Origin of the sequence: Pseudomonas sp. URIL14HWK12:I12, assembly GCF_003097135.1 — a bacterium.
In the GTDB taxonomy this organism is placed as follows: domain Bacteria; phylum Pseudomonadota; class Gammaproteobacteria; order Pseudomonadales; family Pseudomonadaceae; genus Aquipseudomonas.
This window is the reverse complement of sequence record NZ_QEQL01000001.1, coordinates 544,156-561,695: the sequence shown is the minus strand read 5'-3', so window position 1 is coordinate 561,695 and position 17,540 is coordinate 544,156. Positions and strand designations below refer to the sequence as shown.

Here is a 17,540-nt window from a genome sequence, read left to right as displayed (position 1 = left end):
CAACCATGCGAATCACAGACACCGTTCTCCTCGGCGACATTGCGCTGAGCGATGCCGGCTACCTCGAAACCGTGGCCAGGACCGCCCGCACTGGTGTCCAGCTGTACCTGGGCAGCGAAGTAGGGCGCCCAGACCTGCGGGTCGTGAACGTCTATCGCGATGAGGCCGAGGTGTTCGCCAAGTCCTCGCTCAGCACGTTCTCGAAGATTCCGATCACCAACGACCATCCGGCGAAGCCGGTAACTGCCGCCAATTGGAAGGACGTGGCGGTGGGCACCACTGGCGATGAGGTGCTGCGGGACGGCGAGTACCTGAAGATCGGCCTGAAGATCACCGACGGGGCTGCGGTGAAGGCAGTCCAGGCCGGCAAGCGCGAGCTCAGCGTGGGCTACAGCTGCGAGCTGCAATGGGCCGATGGTATCGCTCCGGACGGCACGCCATACCAGGCCCGCCAAACGAACATCACTGCCGACCATGTGGCCATCGTCCAGCGTGGCCGCGCCGGCAGCCGGGCCTGTATCGGCGATGCCTGGCCCACCGATTCACAAACCCCGGAGGAAAAACCCATGACCCTGAAGACGGTTACCGTCGACGGCATCCCGGTTGAAGTAACCGACCAGGGCGCCATCGTCATCGCGACCCTGCAGCAGCGCCTGGCCGATGCCGGGCAGAAGCTCACCGCCGCCGAAGCCGGCCACGCCACTGCCATCGCAGCCAAGGACGCCGAGCTGGCGAAGAAAGACGCTGCGCTCGATGACCTCAAAGGCAAACAGCTCACCGACGCCCAGCTGGACGCCCGCGTGAAGGCTCGCGGCGATCTGATCGCCGATGCCAAGGCCATCGTCGATGCCGACTACTCCGGCAAGAGTGATGCCGAGATCCGCAAGGCTGTGGTGGTGGCCAAGCTGGGCGACGCCGCAATCGCCGGCAAGACCGAAGCCTACATTGATGCGCGCTTCGACATTCTGCGCGATGAGGCCCACAAGGATCCGGTGCGCCGCCACCTGTCCACCACGGACAGCAACCCACGCCAGCAAACCGCTGATCACGGCCAGTCGGCCTACGAGCAGCGCCTGTCCAACGCCTGGAAAGGGGAGGCCAAATAATGCCAGCCGTCCAAACCACCTACACCGAGAACATGCGCCGCGCGGTTCCGGGTCAGATCGTCGACACCATCCCGAAAACCCTGCTGTCGCGCACCGTTGAAGCGGCCGCCGGCCTGGGCTTCGGCGTCCCCGTTATTCGCGGTGCCAACGACAAGGGCTGCCGTCCAGCCGCCGCCGGCGACACCTCGGCCAAGGTCATCGGCATCACCGTGCGCGAGCGCTCGCTGCAAGCTGAGGCCGATGGCTTCAAGCAGTACGACTCGGCGCGGGTCATGACCAAAGGCGCCGTCTGGGTCCAAGCCTCGGTCACCGTTGCCGCCGGCGATCCGGTGTATTTCGTGCCGGCCACTGGCGTATGGACCAACGTCGCCACCAACAACGTGCAGGTCACGAACGCCGTGTTCGACACCAGCACCACCGCCGCAAACCAAGTCGCTCAAGTCCGCCTGGGCTAAGGAGAAGTAATGCGTCCGAACTTCATGCTCGACGCCCAGGCCGCCCTGGGCTTCGTGATCTCGCAGACCGCGCACATCGAAACGCAGGTCAACGAAACCGTGTATCCCGACATCCAGTACCCCACCCTGGTGCCGGTCGACACTTCCGCCAACCCGTGGGCCAAGACCGTCACCTACTTCACCGCCGACAAGTTTGGCCGTGCGGACTGGATTAACGGCAACGCCGACGATATCCCGCTGGCCGGCACTGAGCTGTCGAGACAGGAAACCTCCGTGCATATGGCCGGTATCGGCTATGGCTACGGTCTGGAGGAGATCAGCCAGGCCGCCATGCTGGGCATCAACCTCGACGCAGCTGACGCCGCCGCCGCGCGCCGTGCATACGAAGAGATGGTTGAGCGAGTTGCGCTGTATGGTGACACCACCAAGAACTTCTACGGCCTTACCAACGCACCAGCCGTTGTTGCTGCGTCGGCTTTGACCGGTAGCTGGGATACTGCCAGCCCGGCTCAGATCCTGGCTGACGTGAACGCTGCGCTGGCCGGCCAGTACGCGGGCACCCTGTACACCGGCCTAGCCGACACCCTGCTGCTGCCCTACAGCAAGTTCCTCAAGATCAGCACCACCCCGCTGAACGATAACGGGACCGACACCATCCTGTCGTGGCTGCAGACCAAGAACGTGTACACCGCACAGACCGGTCGCCCGCTGACCATTCGCGCCATGCGCGGCTTGGACAAGGCCGGTGCAGGCAGCACCGCTCGGATGGTCGCCTATCGTCGCGACCCCAACGTGGTGAAGATGCACATCCCGATGCCTCACCGCTTCCTGCCGGTGTACCAGGCCGGCCCAACCCGCTGGGAAGTGCCGGGCATCTTCCGCTTGGGCGGCGTCGACGTGCGCCGCCCCAAGGAAATGTCCTACACCGACGGCCTGTAAGGAGACCGCCATGCCAGAAGTCACGAATAACGGCCGTGTCACTCCTATCGGCCTGCCGAATGGGACCGTCATCGGCCCAGGCGAAACGGTCAGCTGCCCTGAGTGGGCATCCTTCCAGGATCGTAAGCCACTGGCGTTTTACGTCGACCAGGGCATCTTGTCGGTCGGCGAAGATGAGACCGCCCCTGAAGAGCTCGACAAGCAAGACTTGCTCGAGCAACTGAAGGCACTCGGCATCAATGCAAACGGCAACAGCAAGGTCGCGACCCTCCAGGCCAAGCTGGTCGAGGCTCAGGCGACCGCCAAGGAGCGCGAGGAGGTAATCGCCCAGCTCAATGAGAAGGGCGTTGCATTCGAGCCTACCGAAAGCACCGATGAGCTGAAGGCCAAGCTGCCAGCGGCCGAGTAATACCCCGGGCGGTACGCCGCCCACCTATTCGAGATAGACCGATGCCTGACTACTATGGGACCGCCGCCGGCGCCGATGCCTACCATGCTGCGCGGGGAAATGCCGCCTGGACTGGGGATGATTCGGCGAAGCAGGCGGCCCTGCTGCGTGCATCGGACTACATTGACGGCCGGTACCGGAGGCGTTTCCCGACTGGCCGCTGGGAATCACTGTTTCCAGGCCAGAAGGCCACAGGCCGGGCCCAGGTCCGCGAGTGGCCACGAACTGGCGCAGCCGACTACGAGGACAACCTGCTGCCCGAAGACCTGGTTCCCCTCGAGGTCGAGCAGGCGACGTACGAAGCTGCCCTGCGCGAGCTGGTATCGCCCGGCAGCCTCAGCCCGGACTTCGTCGCTACAACGCTGGTGAAAAGCGAGAAGGTCGGGCCGCTGGAGACTACCTACGCCGTACCAGACGCCGGCGCCGGTGAAGCGCCCACACGGCCGGTCATCACCGTCATCGATGAGTTGATCGCCCCGGTGCTGGTCTCGCGCGCCGCGCTACCTGCGGTGTTTGTGCTATGACCGAGGCCGAAATACTTGCGGCGATCGACGGCCTCACGCCCGCCCTGCAGCGCGCCTACCTGGACCAGGTACGGGCGATGGTCGACGCGGCGGTGATAGCCGATGTTGAACGGCTGATCGCCGAGCGCGACGATTCCGGTGTAGTCCAGATGCTGGCGGCGGGAGCATTCGCTGCGCTGCTGGAGGGGGTCCGTGCAGCCTTCATCAAGGGCGGCACCGCCATCGTGATCAAGCGCCCGGGCGGCGTGCCTGTGCAGTTCGATCAGCACAGCGCGCCGGCTCAGGACTGGGTCACCAGCAACGCGCAGAAGCTGACCCAGGCCATTGCTCAGGAGCAGGCGCAGGCGATCCAGGTCATGCTGGCTGCTGGGCGCCAGTCTGACCGCACCGCGCGCGAGATCGCGCTCGACATCGTCGGGCGAGTCAGTCCACAGACAGGCAAACGGGTAGGGGGCGTGCTGGGCCTGTCCGGCGCCGAGGCTGAGGCAGTGGCCAATACGGGACGCTGGCTCACAAGCGGCCAACTCGACCAGATGGGCCAGTACCTGAAGCGGGCAGATCGCGACAAGCGCCTGGATGGCATCGTGAAGCGCGCCATTGAGGCAGAGAAGCCTGTTGCCAAGGTGGACGCCGAGCGCATCAAGACCGTCTACGCCGACCGCAAGCTGAAAGCCCACGCTGAGCTGGTCGCCCGCAGCCAGGCGCACAAGGCCTACAACGCAGGCTTCAACCGGTTGCATCGCCAGCTCATGGAGCAGCACGTGAAGCCGGTGAGCATCACCAAGGGCTGGAACAACAAGGGCGACAAGCGGGTACGTCACGCCCACGTTGAGCTCGGCGGCGTCGAGGTTCCAATTCAGCAGCCGTTCCAGTCCCCGACCGGCGCGCAGCTGGATTTCCCAGGCGATGACGCCCACGGCGCCAGCTGGGCTGACCTGGCCAACTGCCGGTGCACGGTGAAATACAAGGTGAGGTGGAAATGAACGACATCTACGATCGCGGCCGCGCACTGGCGATCCGCATGCTCGCGCCAAGATCCAAAGGCGGCAAAGGCCTTGAAATGACCTTGTTGCACCGCGGTACAGGCCAATACGACCCTGAGCAAGGAACCGTTTCGCCCAGCGAGACGACCTATCAGGGATCAGCGCTGCGCCAGGCATACGCCAAGGGCGAGGTGGACGGCACCCTGATCAGGCAGAGCGACGTGCGCCTGATCGTCTCGCCTGTGCAACTAACTGGCATGGACCTGCCGGCGCCCCAGCAACAGGACCGAATCAACTTCGACGGGACCACCTACACGGTGGTGGCCGTCGATCCCTGGAACTATGCCGGTGTGGACATCGGCTTTGACGTGCAGGCGAGGGCGTGATGGCAAACCACATGACCACTCGTTACGGCGGGCAGAATGGAGCCTTCGCGGCAACGCTGGAGCAGTTCAAGCTGGACGCATTGGAAGCGATCGAGCAGGCCCTGCAGGACGTGGTGATCCAGATTGGTCAGTCCCTGATCAGCCTGAGCCCCGTTGATACCGGACGCTTCAAGGGTAACTGGCAGCTGACTCAAGGCGGGCCGGCGGATCACAGCCTTATCACCACCGACCCCGAAGGCACGGAGGCCCTGGCCAAGCTCATCGCGGGCGCTGGGGCGCTGACGCTCGGGGAGTCGGTGTACATCGTGAACACACTGATCTATGCGATCCCGCTGGAGTACGGTCATAGCCAGAAGGCGCCCTCCGGCATGGTGCGCGTCACCCTAGACCGCTTCCAGCAGATCGTGGACGACGTGGTAAGGGCGCGACAGGTATGAGCCACAAGATTATCCGCTCGCTGCTGGAAAGCCGCCTGGCGGCCTGGGCGGCTGCTCGCAGCCCCGCGCTCCGGGTCGCGTATCAGAATGTCGACTTCTCGCCGGCCGATGGTGAAACCTACCTGCAGGCCTATCTGCTTCCATCGCTTACGGCCAGCAACACGCTGGGCGGTGATCATCGTCTGTACACCGGCACGTTTCAGGTGAACGTAATTACGCCGACTAGCAGCGGGGAAGGTCCAGCCGAGAGCATTGTCGTCGAGCTGGCAGACCTCTTTCCGGTAACTTTGCGCCTAGCCCGTGGCGCCTTGGAGGTGTTGGTGCTAACGCCGGTGAGCCAAGGTCCCGTCGTGCCAAACGACACCACCCAGGCCGTGTCAGCCAGCTTCAGCTACCGCGCCGATACCGAATAACGCCCGTTGGGCACCTTCTGCCCGCCTCGCGCGGGCTTTTTTTTCGACCAGAGGAAACTCGACATGGGCTACAAAATTCCCAACGGCGGCTACTTCCAGCACGCTGCTACCTATGATGCCGTGCTGGCGTTCACCGCCATCTCCAATGCCAGCGAGGCAGTGGCCACCGTCAGCGGCGGCACGCTCTCCGCTGGCGATATCGTCCTGCTCAGCTCCGGCTGGAGCAAGCTGGACAACAAGGTGGTGCGCGTGAAAGCCGCCACGGCGACCGCTATCACCCTGGAAGGCATCGACACCAGCGACACCGTAGTCTTTCCGGCAGGTACCGGTACCGGCAGCATGAAGAAGGTGTTGACTTGGGTACAGGTCCCTCAGGTAACCGATGTAGCGTTCTCCGGCGGCGATCAGAACTACCTGGACGTGGCGTTCCTAGAGGACGACCAGGGCAAGCAGATTCCCACCGATAAGTCCGCCAGCACCATGACGCTAACCATCGCGGATGACCCGACCAAGCCATTCAACGCTGTCCTGAGCAAGGCCGATGCCGCCAAGTCTATCCAAGCTTGCCGGCTGGTGCTCCCAGGCAATGATCAGCTGCTCTACGGGGCCTATACGTCCTTTTCCAAGCAGCCCACGGTCTCGCGCAACAACCTGCTGGCGCGCACCGTGAGCCTCGCGCTCCAATCCGAACCCACCCGTTACACTCCGGCGAGCGCGTAACCCATGGCCAAGATCAAGATTGCACCTGCGCCAACCTTCGGCGCTACCGTCCAGATCCCCCGGGTGGGCGGCGAGTCCCTCGCCGTGGGCTTCACCTTCAAGTATCTCGACCGCTTAGCCCTGGCCGCCTTCATCGACCAGCAGCAGGCCGACGCGCAGGTTCTGGTCGAGGGCGTCGATAAGCGCACCGTCGTCGAGCAGGCCCAGGCCGAGATCGATGTGCAGGTGAAAAACATGCTCACTGTAGTGGATCAGTGGGACTTCGAGGACGCGCTGGGTGAGGATTCGCTTCGCGCCCTGGCCACCACCTTCGCCGGCGCGCCCGAGGCGGTGATGAGCGCCTACTTCCAGGCTTACCGCGAGGCTCGCCTGGGAAACTGAGCGAGGCGGCGCGGGCGCTGTACGGGCCGAAGGCTACTGCCGATCAGCTCGCTAAATTCGGCCTGACCTCTGGTGACTTCGACGACGAGGTAGAGATATGGCCGGATGTCTGGCCAGCCTTCTGCGTGCTCGATGCCATGTCCACCCAGTGGCGGGTAGGCATGGGCGGCGCTGTCGGGCTGGACTACGCCGCGCTGCCCGTGGTCTTCAAGCTCCACCAGGTGCGCAAAAAAGATCGCCCCAGCGTATTTTCAGACCTCCGTGTGATGGAGGCCGAGGCGTTGGCGTGCATGGCAGAAAGCAAACCGGAATAGCCCCATGACTATTGGCTCCATCGCCCAGCTTGGGATCGAGATCAACTCGGACAGCGCGCGCACCGCCTCCGACCAGCTTGATCGGCTGGTGCAATCCGGCAGCCGCACCAACCAGGAACTGGCTGCGCTCAACCTGAAGCAGCAGCACGCAGCGCGCTCGATGACCGAAATGGCGCAGAGCGCCGCGAAGGCTGCCCAAGAGCTGCAAAGCCTCAACCTGAAGCAGTCCTATTCCGCCCAGGCGCTGAATGACTTGGTCACATCGTCGGGCCAGGCTGTGACAGAGCTCCGTCAGCTCACCAGCCAGCAGGCCGCCAGCACGCAGCAAATGGAAGGGCTGCGTTCTGCAGTGCTGAGCTCGGCCAACGCCTTCCAGGCGGCCACCGCATCGCTCCAGGGCTTCATGGCCCAGAACCAGCAGCTCGCCGCGTCGTCCACCAAGGCTGCCACTGGCATCAAGACCGAAAAGGACGAGCTGGCCAAGCTGCTTGGCCAGATCGACCCTACGGTCGCGGCACTGGGCCGACTGGACGAGATGGAGCGCAAGCTTCAGAGCTACCGAGCGAAGGGGCTGATCGACGCCGACACGTTCACCGACTACAAAACCAAGCTGGACCAGGCCCGGGAATCTACTGGCCGCCTCGGCGATACAATGCAGAAGACCGGCGTCAGCGCCAAGCAGACGGCAGCGGCGCTGCGCGGCCTGCCTGCGCAGTTCACTGACATCGTGGTGTCGCTCCAGGGTGGCCAGGCACCGCTGACCGTGCTGCTCCAGCAGGGCGGCCAGATCAAAGACATGTTCGGCGGCATCGGGCCGGCGGCCAAAGCCCTGGGCGGGTATGTCGCCGGCTTGGTCAATCCGTTCACTGTTGCGGCGGCCGCTGTGGGCGTTCTGGCCGTGGCCTATTACAAGGGCTCGGCCGAGGCAGACGAGTTTCGCAAGGCTCTTGTGCTCACCGGCAACGCTGCCGGTACCAATTCCACGCAGTTGGCAGGCATGGCGCAGGCCGTATCCCGGTCTGTGGGTACCGTGGGCGCCGCAGCAGACGTGCTGACGCAGCTGGCGAGCACAGGAAAACTCACCGCTGACAACTTCGAGCTGATCGCTAAGGCGGCACTCAAAATGCAGTCGGCGACCGGGAAGGCAGTGAGCGAGACGGTTGCTGAGTTCGCCAAGCTGGCAGACGACCCCGTCAAAGCCTCCCTGCAGCTCAACGATTCGATGGGGTATCTCACCGCATCGGTATTCCAGCAGATCGAGGCTCTCCAGCACCGTGGTGATACGGTCGGAGCGGCGAACGTTGCTGAGCAAGCCTATGCCGAAGCACTGACTACACGCGCCGATAAAGCCGAGGAAGATATTGGCCTCATCGAAACGGCTTGGAAGGGCGCCGGCGATATGGCCAAGGGTGCCTGGGATGCCTTCCTCGATATCGGCCGGGAGGACAGCTTCGAGCAGAAAATGCAGAAGTTGGCCAACAGGATCAACAACACAAACCCCATCCTGGCCCAGTTCGGCGGCGGTAGAGCAGCCGGCGACCCCGAGTGGGCCGCAGGGCTTCAGGCGGAAGTAGATCGCGCTGAGAAGGCGCGGCGGGAGATGTTCGCCACCCAGAACAGCAAAGCGGGTGCGTCGGCTTTCGACTGGATCACGACCGAGCTGAAAACGGCGGTGCCCAAGGCTCAGCAGCTTGCCACTGCACTCGAGGAGGTAAGTCGCAAGGTGGCGAAAGCCCGGGCACAGGGCTACGACGTCAGCGATCAGGACGTTGAATACCTGCGCAAGCAAGCGGCAGACAAGTTCAAGGACCCTAAAACGGCCGCGAGCGCCGTGGACCTAACCGGTTACAACTCGGCACAGAACGCCCTCAAGGCACTAGTTTCCGATTACGCCAATAGCCAGCGCGAGCTGGAGGCGCAGCAGAAAGCTGGCATCGTCAGCGCCCAGGACTACTACGCCCAGCGCACGACTCTCTTGCGTGCGGAGAAGGAGCAGGTCAACGACGCTTACGATGCCGAGATCAAGGCGCTCGAGGCCGTCAAGGACAAGAGCAGCACCACCGCAACCCAGCGTATCCAGATCGGCCAGAAGATCGACGATGCGCGCGCTGAGCAGATCAAGGCGGCGAAGGCCTACGACTCGCAGATGCAGGTGCTGGCGGAGAACGAGCGGACGCGGGTTGCCACCCAGGCCGCAAGCCTCAACTCGTATGTTTCAGCTCTCAACCTGCAAACTGAAGCGCTGAGAAAGGCCGGCGAGCGCGCAGTGATCGGCCTTGGCATGGGCGATCGGCAGAACGCGCTGGCCAGGGAGCTCAATGCCCAGGCTGACAGGTACGCTCAGCAGGCTCGCGAGTTGGCAAACCAGCGCAGCGATGCGGCGTTGCGCGGCAAATCTCAGGCGGATATCGACCAGGAGGTCGGTCCGCGTGAGAAAGCGTTGGCCGAGGAAAACGAGGCGGCCACCGCCCAGATCAAGAAAAACTACAGCGATATCACTGCGGCGCAAAGTGAGTGGCTAACAGGTGCGAATGCGGCATGGCAGAACTACCGGGACACTGCGCTCAACGTCACTGGACAGATGAGAACCGCGTTCACCAGCCTGTTCGATGGGCTGACGGATGCCACGGTCGATTGGGCTTTTGGGGCCGATGAGAGCTTTGGGGATGTTGCTGTCAGCTTCGCGAAGATGCTGGCAAAGATGGCAGTCCAAGCAGCTGCATCAAGCGTATTCAGCGCCATAGGCGGTAGCGCGCTGGGTTCCGTATTTAGCGGCGGAGCGACTGCGTCGGCCGGCAGTACGGCTGCGGGCTACACCGGCAGCGCATATGCCAACTGGGCGGGTTCCGCTTACTCCGCCGGCGGCTACACCGGTGACGGCGGCAAGTACGAGGCCAAGGGCATCGTTCACGGCGGCGAAGTGGTGATCCGCAAGGAGGTGGTGAGCCAGCCAGGCATGAAGGATTACCTGCTGGGCATCAACGCCCGAGGCTATGCCGATGGCGGGTATGTAGGTTCGGCAACGGCGCCTATGGTCGCTAGGCAGGCGTCGGGAGGCCTAAGCGTCTCGGTCTACGCTCCGGTGACGGTCGGCGATCAAGGACAGGGTGTTGGCCAGATTGACCAAGCGCAGTTGCAGAAGAGCCTTCAACAGCAGATGCAAGCCGTAGCTGAGAAGGCAGTCGCTGATTCCTGGCGCGCGGGCGGCACCAGCTATCGCCAAACGAGGAATGCCTGATATGGCGATTGAAACGTTCACCTGGCCGGTGCAAACCGGTGACGCAGGAGAAATCACCTACCGTGTGCGCATTATCCAGTTCGGCGATGGATACACCCAGACGGCGGGGGATGGGCCGAACAACAAGGAGCAATCCTTTCCCATCACCCACACTGCGCCGAAGGCCAAGATGCTGGAAATCCTGAATTTCCTTGACCGGCACGGTGGCGCCAGAGCCTTCCTTTGGACGAACCCTTTGGGGGAATTGGGACTGTACAGGTGCACGGACCCCAAGCCCACGCCCATGGGGGGCGGCGTATTCAAGCTTACCGCCACCTTCAAGCAAGCCTTCCACCCCTAGAGCAGCCATGACACTAATTCGAGAAATCCAGACGCTTGAGCCTGGCAGCGAGGTATTGTTGTTCGAGCTCGACGGTAGCGACTACGGCGCCGATGTTCTGCGCTTCCACGGCCATGCGATCCCGCACACGCCGGAGGAGCTGCTCGCCGCCGGCGCCGATGCCGATCAGTTACCGGCCAAGCCGGTCTTGTGGCAGGGCAACGAGTACGCCGCCTGGCCGGTGCAGCTGGATGGCGTTGAGGCGAACGGGAATGGCACGGCCGTGCGGCCGACCTTCTCCGCCGGCAACGTCAATGGCCGCATCACGGCCCTGTGCCTGGCGTTTTCGGACCTGCTCGAGTTCAAGCTAACGATGCGGCACACGCTCGGCACCTACCTCGACGCTGAGAATTTCCCGGACGGCAACCCGGAGGCAGACCCGACCCAGGAATCGATCGAGGTCTGGTACATCGACCAGAAGACCAACGAGGACGGCGAATCGGTCACCTGGGAGCTGGCCAGCCCGGGCGACGTGGGCAACGAGATAGTCGGCAGACAGATGACGACGCTCTGCCACTGGTGCCTGACTGGTGGTTACCGGGGCCCGAACTGCGGCTACACCGGACCCTACCGCGACAGGGATGGCGCGCTGACCGACGACCCCGAGAAGGATCAGTGCGATGCCACGCTCGGTCGAGGATGTATCCCCCGCTTCGGTGAGGGCAACGAGCTGCCGTTTGGCGGCTTTCCCGCCGTATCCCTGATCGCCAGGAGCTGACCATGCAGAAACAACTCCTGGAGGCCATCCAGGCCCACGCAGCGGAGGTGTATCCGCGCGAGTGCTGCGGCCTGGTGCTGAAGATCGGACGCAAACAGCGGTACTTGCCGTGCGAGAACACTGCCGCCCAGGCGACCGAGGAGTTCTGCATCGCGCCCGGGGCCTATGCGGCAGCCGAGGACCAGGGCGAGATCATCGCGGTGGTGCACAGCCACCCCGACGCTACGAGCCGGCCTTCGCCGCGCGACCTGGCGATGTGCGAGGCCTCAGGCCTGCCCTGGCACATTCTGTCCTGGCCAGAGGGTGACTTGCGCACGATTGTGCCCGCCGGCAGCACGCCGCTGCTGGGGCGCCCGTTCGTGCACGGCGCCTGGGACTGCTGGCAAGTGTGTGCCGACTGGTATCAGCGCGAGATGGGCGTGGAGTTTCCCGCCTACGATCGCGAGGATGGATGGTGGGAAAGGGCGGACGGTCCGAGCCACTACGAAGATCGCTATGCAGACGCCGGGTTCGTGCGGGTTGATCAGCCTAAGCGCGGGGACCTGGTGGTCATGACGATCGGGCGCACCGTGCACCCGAACCATGCCGGAATCTACCTAGGCAGTGATCCTGGCCTTCCCGGCGAGGATTCTGCCGTGCACGGCGCTGGTCCGTTCCTGCTGCATCACCTGTACGGGCGGCCCAGCGAGATCATTATCTACGGTGGGCCTTGGTTCGACCGTACGCGCCTAGTGCTACGGCAAATATCTTCCGTTTAACAGGAGTCAACCGTGTCTTGCACTGTCAGCATCAAGCTATCCGGCCCGCTGGCGCGAAAGTTCGGCCGGACCCATGAGCGGCACCTGGACTCAGGGCAATCTTGGGAAGTCTTCAAGGCGCTTAACGCAACGCTTGCAGGCTTCGAGGCGGAAATCAGGCGCCTTGACCGCCTCGGCATGCGGTTTGCTATTTTCCGCAACCGAGCCAACGTCAACGATGATGCGTTCGCCCTGGGAGGTACTCGAGAACTGCGCATCGTGCCAGTTCTGGCTGGCAGCAAGCGCGCAGGCATCCTACAAACGGTGATCGGCGCAGTCCTGATCGTGGCTGGCACGTACTTCGGACAGGCCTGGGCTGTACAGCTGGGAGCGGGGCTGGCGGTCGGCGGCGTGATCCAAATGCTCAGCCCCCAGGCCTCTGGGCTAAGACAAAGCGCCTCACCGGAAAACCTGCCCAGCTACGCCTTCGGCAGCGCCAAGAACACCACCGCAAGCGGCAACCCGGTACCCATCTGCATCGGTGAGCGCCGGTGGGGTGGGGCGATTATCTCGGCGTCGATTTACGCCGAAGACAAGACCTGATCTGAACATCCGCACACAACCGCCTCCGGGCGGTTTTTTTATGCCTGGAGAAAAGCATGGGCGCGGCCGAACGCATTGAAATCCACGGCGCCAAAGGCGGCAGCAGCAAGGCCAAGGAGCCCTACGAGGCCTCCGACAGCCTGCGCTCCACCAACCTGGCCAAGATCCTGATCGCTGTGGGCGAGGGCGAATTCGACGGCACGCCGACGAATCAGGACATCTATCTGGACAACACGCCGATCGCTGATGCCGGTGGCAACGTGAACTTCCCCGGTGTGAAGTGGGAGTGGCGCCCGGGCAGCGTCGAGCAGAGCTACATCCCGGGTATCCCCTCGGTTGAGAACGAGACTACGGTGAACGTCGAGTTGCGCAGCGAAAGCGCCTGGGTGCGCTCGCTGACCAACAGCCAGCTTTCCGCTGTTCGTGTTCGTTTGGCCTGGCCAGCGCTCCAGCAGCAGGACAACGAGGGTAACGTGGGCGGTTACCGCATAGCCTACGCCATCGACGTAGCCACTGACGGTGGCGCATTCCAGCAGGTGCTGAGCGAGGCGGTAGACGGCAAGACCACCACTCGGTACGAGCGATCGCGCCGCATCGACCTGCCTAAGGCCACCAGCGGCTGGCAGATCCGTGTGCGCCGGCTCACCGCCAACCAGAACAGCAACCGCATCGCCGATACCATGCTGCTGGCGGGTTACACCGAAGTGATCGACGCCAAGCTGCGTTACCCCAATACGGCGCTGCTCTACATTGAGTTCGACGCGGAGCAGTTCACCAATATCCCCGCAGTGACGGTGAGGGCCCGCGGCCGCCGGTGGCAGGTGCCGAGCAACTACGACCCGGACAGCCGCACCTATACCGGCATCTGGGATGGTTCTTTGAAGGAGGCCTGGACCAACAACCCGGCCTGGATCACTTTTGGCATATGCACTCAGGACCGTTTCGGCTTGGGCAAACGCATCAAGGCCTGGATGGTCGATAAGTGGGAGCTGTACCGGATCGCGCAATACTGCGACCAGTTGGTTTCCGATGGCCTGGGCGGCCAGGAGCCGCGCTTTCTATGCGACATGAACCTGCAGGGCAAGGCTGATGCCTGGTCGCTGCTGCGTGACATCTCGGCGATCTACCGTGGCATGACGTATTGGGCTCAGGGCCAGCTGGTGATGCAGGCCGACATGCCGCGCGCTCAAGACATCGACTACGTGTTCACCCGCGCCAACGTCGTCGACGGCAAGTTCAGCTACGGCAGCGCTTCGGTGAAAACCCGCTATACCCGGGCGCTGGTGAGCTACGACAACCCCCAGAACAATTACGACACCGACGTAACCGTCTACGCTGACACCGAATTGCAGCGCCGCTACGGCGACAAGCCCACCGAGCTGAGCGCCATCGGGTGCACGCGTGCTTCCGAGGCACAGCGCCGCGGTAATTGGGTGGTGATGAGCAACAACCAGGACCGTACCGTCGCGTTCTCGACCGGAATGGAGGGCAGCATTCCGCTGCCAGGCTTCATCATTCCAGTTGCTGACTCGCTGCTGGCGGGGCGGCAGGTAGGCGGGCGGATCTCAGCGGCCACAGCCACCACGGTGACACTTGATCGCGGCACCCTGGCCAAGGCCGGCGATCGGCTGATCATCAACCTGCCTAGCGGCCAAGCGCAGGCGCGCACTGTGCGCAGCGTGGCGGGGCGGGTCATTACAGTAACTACTGCCTACAGCGAGGCGCCGGCGGCGCAGTTGGCCTGGGCGCTGGATGCCGACGACCTGGCAATCCCGCTCTACCGGGTGCTCACCGTAAAGCGCAACGCCGACGGCAAAGTCGATATCACCGCCCTGCAGTATGAGCCCAGCAAATTCGACCACATCGACAGCGGTGCCAGGCTCGAGCAGCGGCCGATCAGCGCCATTCCCGTCACCACGGTGCCGGCGCCGGCCAGCATCACGCTGTCGTCGACCTACGCTATCGACCAAGGCCTGGCTGTCAGCACCATGACGATCGCCTGGCCGGCAGTGGATGGCGCAGTGGGCTATGACGTGGAGTGGCGCAAGGACAGCGGCAACTGGATCAAGGTGCAGCGCACCGGCACTACCAACGTCGATATCGCAGGCATTTACGCCGGGTCCTACTTGGCGCGCGTGCGCGCGGTGAGCGCCTTCGACGTGTCGTCCACGTGGCGCGAGTCGGTACTGACCCGCCTGAACGGAAAGGAGGGGCTGCCTCCGGCGGTTGCCAGCCTGACTGCGCTCGGCCAAGTCTTCGGTATCCAGCTGAAGTGGACTTTCCCGCCTGGTGCAGAGGACACACAGCGGACCGAGATCTGGTACAGCACCACCACCAGCCGGGACGACGCGACAAAGCTCAGCGACCTGGCTTACCCTCAGGCCGAGTACCTGCTCCAAGGGCTGTCGGCAGGCGTGCGCTTCTTCTTCTGGGCGCGCTTGATCGACCGCACTGGCAACGTCGGCCCTTGGTACCCAACTGGGGGTGGAGTGATGGGGATGTCCGGCGCCGATGCTGGCCCTATCCTTGACTACCTAGCCGGCCAGATCGGTGAAACCGAGCTGGGCAAGGACCTGGCCAACATGCTCGAAGGCTTGCAGGACCAGATCGACGCCTTCGACAGCCTGTCGGCGTACAACCCGGAAAAGACCTACGGCAAGGGCGAGATCGTCATCGACGGCGGCCGGATCTACCAGGCTGCACAGGCGGTGCCGGTGGAGACCCCTCCGCCGAACGCTGCCTACTGGCGCGACGTGGGCGAGGTTTTGGAAACGGCCAACGGCCTGGCGCAGCAGGTCGATCGCAACAGTACCGATATTGAGGAGCTCGACGGGCAAATCACCGCCACCGCATCCCAGGTACGCGGCCTGCAAGCGGCCTACCGGGACGACGACGGCAACGGCGACATGGATGATGCCGTGCAGGGCTGGCAAGCGCAGGCCAAGATCACTGAGGAGTCGAAGACCCGCGCGACCGCCGACGAAGCGCTGGCGCAACGCATGGTGCAGCTCGAGGCTGAGGTGGGTGACAACCTGAATGCCCGGATCACCGACATTCAGGAGACGATCGCCACCAACGAAGGCGCCACCGCGCGGCACTTCGAGCAGCTGGAAGCACGCGCCGGCGACAACGAGGCGGTGATCAAGCAGGTCAGTGAGGCTCAGGCCGGTACCGACGGCAAGCTGCAGACGATGTGGTCGGTAAAGATGCAGCTGACGCAGGACGGGCGTTATGTCGCCGCCGGCATAGGCTTGGGCATCGAGAACACCGAGACTGGATTGCAGAGCCAGTTTCTGGTGTCGGCCGACCGCTTCGCAGTCGTGAGCACCCTGGAGGGCGGGACCAGCTTCACGCCTTTCGTGGTGCAGAACGGCCAGGTGTTCATCAGCCAGGCCTTCATTGCCGACGGCACGCTGACCATGGCCAAGATCGCCGAAGCCTTGCAGTCCACCAACTTCGTGGCCGGGCAGACGGGCTGGCGCATGACCAAGGATGGCCTGTACGAGATCAACGGGAACGTGGCCGGCGGCGGGAGGCTACAGCTTACCAACACCGCGTTGCGCGTTTTCCATCCCAATGGGGTGGAAGCCATCTATCTGGGGCTTTGATATGGCAGGTCTGATCATTAAGAGCTCCGAGGCACTGGTGACCCTGGACATGACCTCGCGGATATCACGCTCAGTCGGCAATTTTGAAACGGGCACCGGCGGGGGGAGCCGGACACTTTCCTGGCCGCCGGGCACGCGTTGGTTTGTCCGGGTGCCGCTGGGCTCCACGGGGCTCAAAGGCAAAGGGCCGGCAGTGTCACTCAGCGGCGACACCATCAGCTGGGCGTTCAGCTACCGCAGCGGGTTTGGCGAATACCCCGTTTCTGCCCGAATTTATTATGGGGTGCGCTGATGGCTCGTCTACTGGTCAAAACTGAGGACGATGAAACCATCATCGACACCGATTACATCAACTATGGCCTTATCGCGTCAGGAAACCTCGTTTATCGCGAGACCTGGTATGGGAAGACCAAGCCCTACATCAACTCCGATCCCAATCTTGAATCCAGCTGGCAGTCGACTACCTACTACGCCGACGCCATCTATGAGTTCAGCGCCGAGAAATGCATTGCACCGATTATCTATGTGGTAGGCCAGGCGTTCCTGGAAGGCACCGAGCGCAGCGGTTCACGATTCACCTGGCTGTTTTCTGGCGCGGGTTCTGGGGTCAAGATATTCGTGTTTGATCAAATGCGAGAGGCGGGCACTGGCCCGGCGCTGATCTTCCGCAATACCGATAACGTAGTGACCTTCAATTCTCGGCAGGCGCCTCTCAACGTGAGAGGCAGCGTCACCGCGCCGGGTGTTCCAGGGCTGGCGCCCGAAGGGCATCCGAGGGGCGCTTTGGCGGCCTACATTGGTGGCTCAACTATGGTGACGTGGGAGTCGCCGATATTTCATGCCATCACTTGGATCGATATGCCTACGGGCCTTACAGGTGAAGTCGCAGCCAATATCGCGTTCACCCGCGCCGCACAGGTATGGGGTGGGACCGATGTAGACCCACGCAATGCCCATTCTGTGAGTGAGTTCGCCTACGGCAACGGTAATAACGTGCGGTTTGCTTTTCGCAGTGTTGCCGGCGCTTACGTAAACAACCAAGTGGCGTCCAACGTCGTTTACACCCAGTTTTCCAATGTGCCGGGGATTCTCCCCGCAGCCACGTTCATCAGCACAGCTGGCTTGCAGTTTCCCTTCCAGATCTGACCACA

20 protein-coding genes are annotated in these 17,540 nt (G+C 63.2%); all 20 read left to right on the top strand.

Annotation, left to right across the window (positions count from 1 at the left end; genetic code table 11):
• Window positions 1-5: 5 nt before the first annotated feature.
• The 20 genes from F474_RS02585 (at window position 6) to F474_RS02490 (ending at window position 17,535) form a co-directional block, all read left to right on the top strand.
• The gene (locus tag F474_RS02585) at window positions 6-1,106 is read left to right on the top strand and encodes a DUF2213 domain-containing protein (RefSeq protein WP_097084089.1); all 1,101 of its coding nucleotides are present in this window, start codon (window positions 6-8) and stop codon (window positions 1,104-1,106) included.
• On the top strand, window positions 1,106-1,561 hold the full coding sequence (locus tag F474_RS02580) for a DUF2190 family protein (protein WP_097084090.1): 456 nt from the start codon (window positions 1,106-1,108) through the stop codon (window positions 1,559-1,561). Before F474_RS02585 ends, F474_RS02580 begins: the two co-directional genes overlap by 1 nt.
• 9 nt (window positions 1,562-1,570) lie before the next feature.
• The gene (locus F474_RS02575) at window positions 1,571-2,500 is read left to right on the top strand and encodes a DUF2184 domain-containing protein (RefSeq protein WP_097084091.1); all 930 of its coding nucleotides are present in this window, start codon (window positions 1,571-1,573) and stop codon (window positions 2,498-2,500) included.
• Window positions 2,501-2,510: 10 nt separating this feature from the next.
• Window positions 2,511-2,909 carry a hypothetical protein gene (locus F474_RS02570; RefSeq protein ID WP_097084092.1) on the top strand — a complete coding sequence of 133 codons (399 nt, stop codon included), beginning with the start codon at window positions 2,511-2,513 and terminating at the stop codon, window positions 2,907-2,909.
• Window positions 2,910-2,950: 41 nt separating this feature from the next.
• Window positions 2,951-3,472: a DnaT-like ssDNA-binding protein gene (locus F474_RS02565; RefSeq protein ID WP_097084093.1), complete on the top strand. Its 522-nt coding sequence runs from the start codon at window positions 2,951-2,953 to the stop codon at window positions 3,470-3,472.
• Window positions 3,469-4,455 carry a phage minor head protein gene (locus F474_RS02560; protein WP_097084094.1) on the top strand — a complete coding sequence of 329 codons (987 nt, stop codon included), beginning with the start codon at window positions 3,469-3,471 and terminating at the stop codon, window positions 4,453-4,455. Before F474_RS02565 ends, F474_RS02560 begins: the two co-directional genes overlap by 4 nt.
• Window positions 4,452-4,841 (top strand): hypothetical protein, encoded by a 390-nt coding sequence (locus tag F474_RS02555; RefSeq protein ID WP_097084095.1) that lies wholly within the window; start codon window positions 4,452-4,454, stop codon window positions 4,839-4,841. Before F474_RS02560 ends, F474_RS02555 begins: the two co-directional genes overlap by 4 nt.
• Before the next feature lie 11 nt (window positions 4,842-4,852).
• On the top strand, window positions 4,853-5,278 hold the full coding sequence (locus F474_RS02550) for an HK97 gp10 family phage protein (RefSeq protein ID WP_256577679.1): 426 nt from the start codon (window positions 4,853-4,855) through the stop codon (window positions 5,276-5,278).
• Window positions 5,275-5,691 (top strand): phage tail terminator-like protein, encoded by a 417-nt coding sequence (locus F474_RS02545; protein WP_097084097.1) that lies wholly within the window; start codon window positions 5,275-5,277, stop codon window positions 5,689-5,691. The genes F474_RS02550 and F474_RS02545 overlap by 4 nt, the downstream gene beginning before the upstream one ends.
• 63 nt (window positions 5,692-5,754) lie before the next feature.
• Window positions 5,755-6,411 (top strand): phage tail protein, encoded by a 657-nt coding sequence (locus tag F474_RS02540; protein ID WP_097084098.1) that lies wholly within the window; start codon window positions 5,755-5,757, stop codon window positions 6,409-6,411.
• A 3-nt stretch (window positions 6,412-6,414) separates the two neighbouring features.
• The gene (locus F474_RS02535; protein ID WP_097084099.1) at window positions 6,415-6,792 is read left to right on the top strand and encodes a phage tail assembly chaperone; all 378 of its coding nucleotides are present in this window, start codon (window positions 6,415-6,417) and stop codon (window positions 6,790-6,792) included.
• Window positions 6,789-7,106, top strand: coding sequence for a DUF1799 domain-containing protein (locus F474_RS02530; RefSeq protein WP_097084100.1), 318 nt, complete (start codon window positions 6,789-6,791; stop codon window positions 7,104-7,106). The genes F474_RS02535 and F474_RS02530 overlap by 4 nt, the downstream gene beginning before the upstream one ends.
• A gap of 4 nt (window positions 7,107-7,110) precedes the next feature.
• A complete protein-coding gene (locus tag F474_RS02525) occupies window positions 7,111-10,344 on the top strand; it encodes a phage tail tape measure protein (protein WP_097084101.1) in 3,234 nt (1,077 codons plus the stop codon).
• Between the two features lies 1 nt (window position 10,345).
• Entirely contained in the window at window positions 10,346-10,684 is a 339-nt protein-coding gene (locus F474_RS02520) for a phage tail protein (protein ID WP_097084102.1), read from the top strand.
• A 7-nt stretch (window positions 10,685-10,691) separates the two neighbouring features.
• Window positions 10,692-11,441 carry a phage minor tail protein L gene (locus tag F474_RS02515; protein WP_097084103.1) on the top strand — a complete coding sequence of 250 codons (750 nt, stop codon included), beginning with the start codon at window positions 10,692-10,694 and terminating at the stop codon, window positions 11,439-11,441.
• 2 nt (window positions 11,442-11,443) lie between these two features.
• Window positions 11,444-12,199, top strand: a complete 756-nt coding sequence (locus tag F474_RS02510; RefSeq protein ID WP_097084104.1) for a C40 family peptidase — start codon at window positions 11,444-11,446, stop codon at window positions 12,197-12,199.
• Between the two features lie 12 nt (window positions 12,200-12,211).
• Complete coding sequence (locus F474_RS02505; RefSeq protein ID WP_097084105.1) at window positions 12,212-12,781, top strand: tail assembly protein; 570 nt, start codon at window positions 12,212-12,214, stop codon at window positions 12,779-12,781.
• Between the two features lie 56 nt (window positions 12,782-12,837).
• Complete coding sequence (locus F474_RS02500; protein WP_097084106.1) at window positions 12,838-16,389, top strand: phage tail protein; 3,552 nt, start codon at window positions 12,838-12,840, stop codon at window positions 16,387-16,389.
• Window position 16,390: 1 nt separating this feature from the next.
• Window positions 16,391-16,681 carry a hypothetical protein gene (locus F474_RS02495; protein ID WP_097084107.1) on the top strand — a complete coding sequence of 97 codons (291 nt, stop codon included), beginning with the start codon at window positions 16,391-16,393 and terminating at the stop codon, window positions 16,679-16,681.
• Window positions 16,681-17,535, top strand: a complete 855-nt coding sequence (locus F474_RS02490; protein WP_097084108.1) for a hypothetical protein — start codon at window positions 16,681-16,683, stop codon at window positions 17,533-17,535. Before F474_RS02495 ends, F474_RS02490 begins: the two co-directional genes overlap by 1 nt.
• Window positions 17,536-17,540 lie beyond the last annotated feature (5 nt).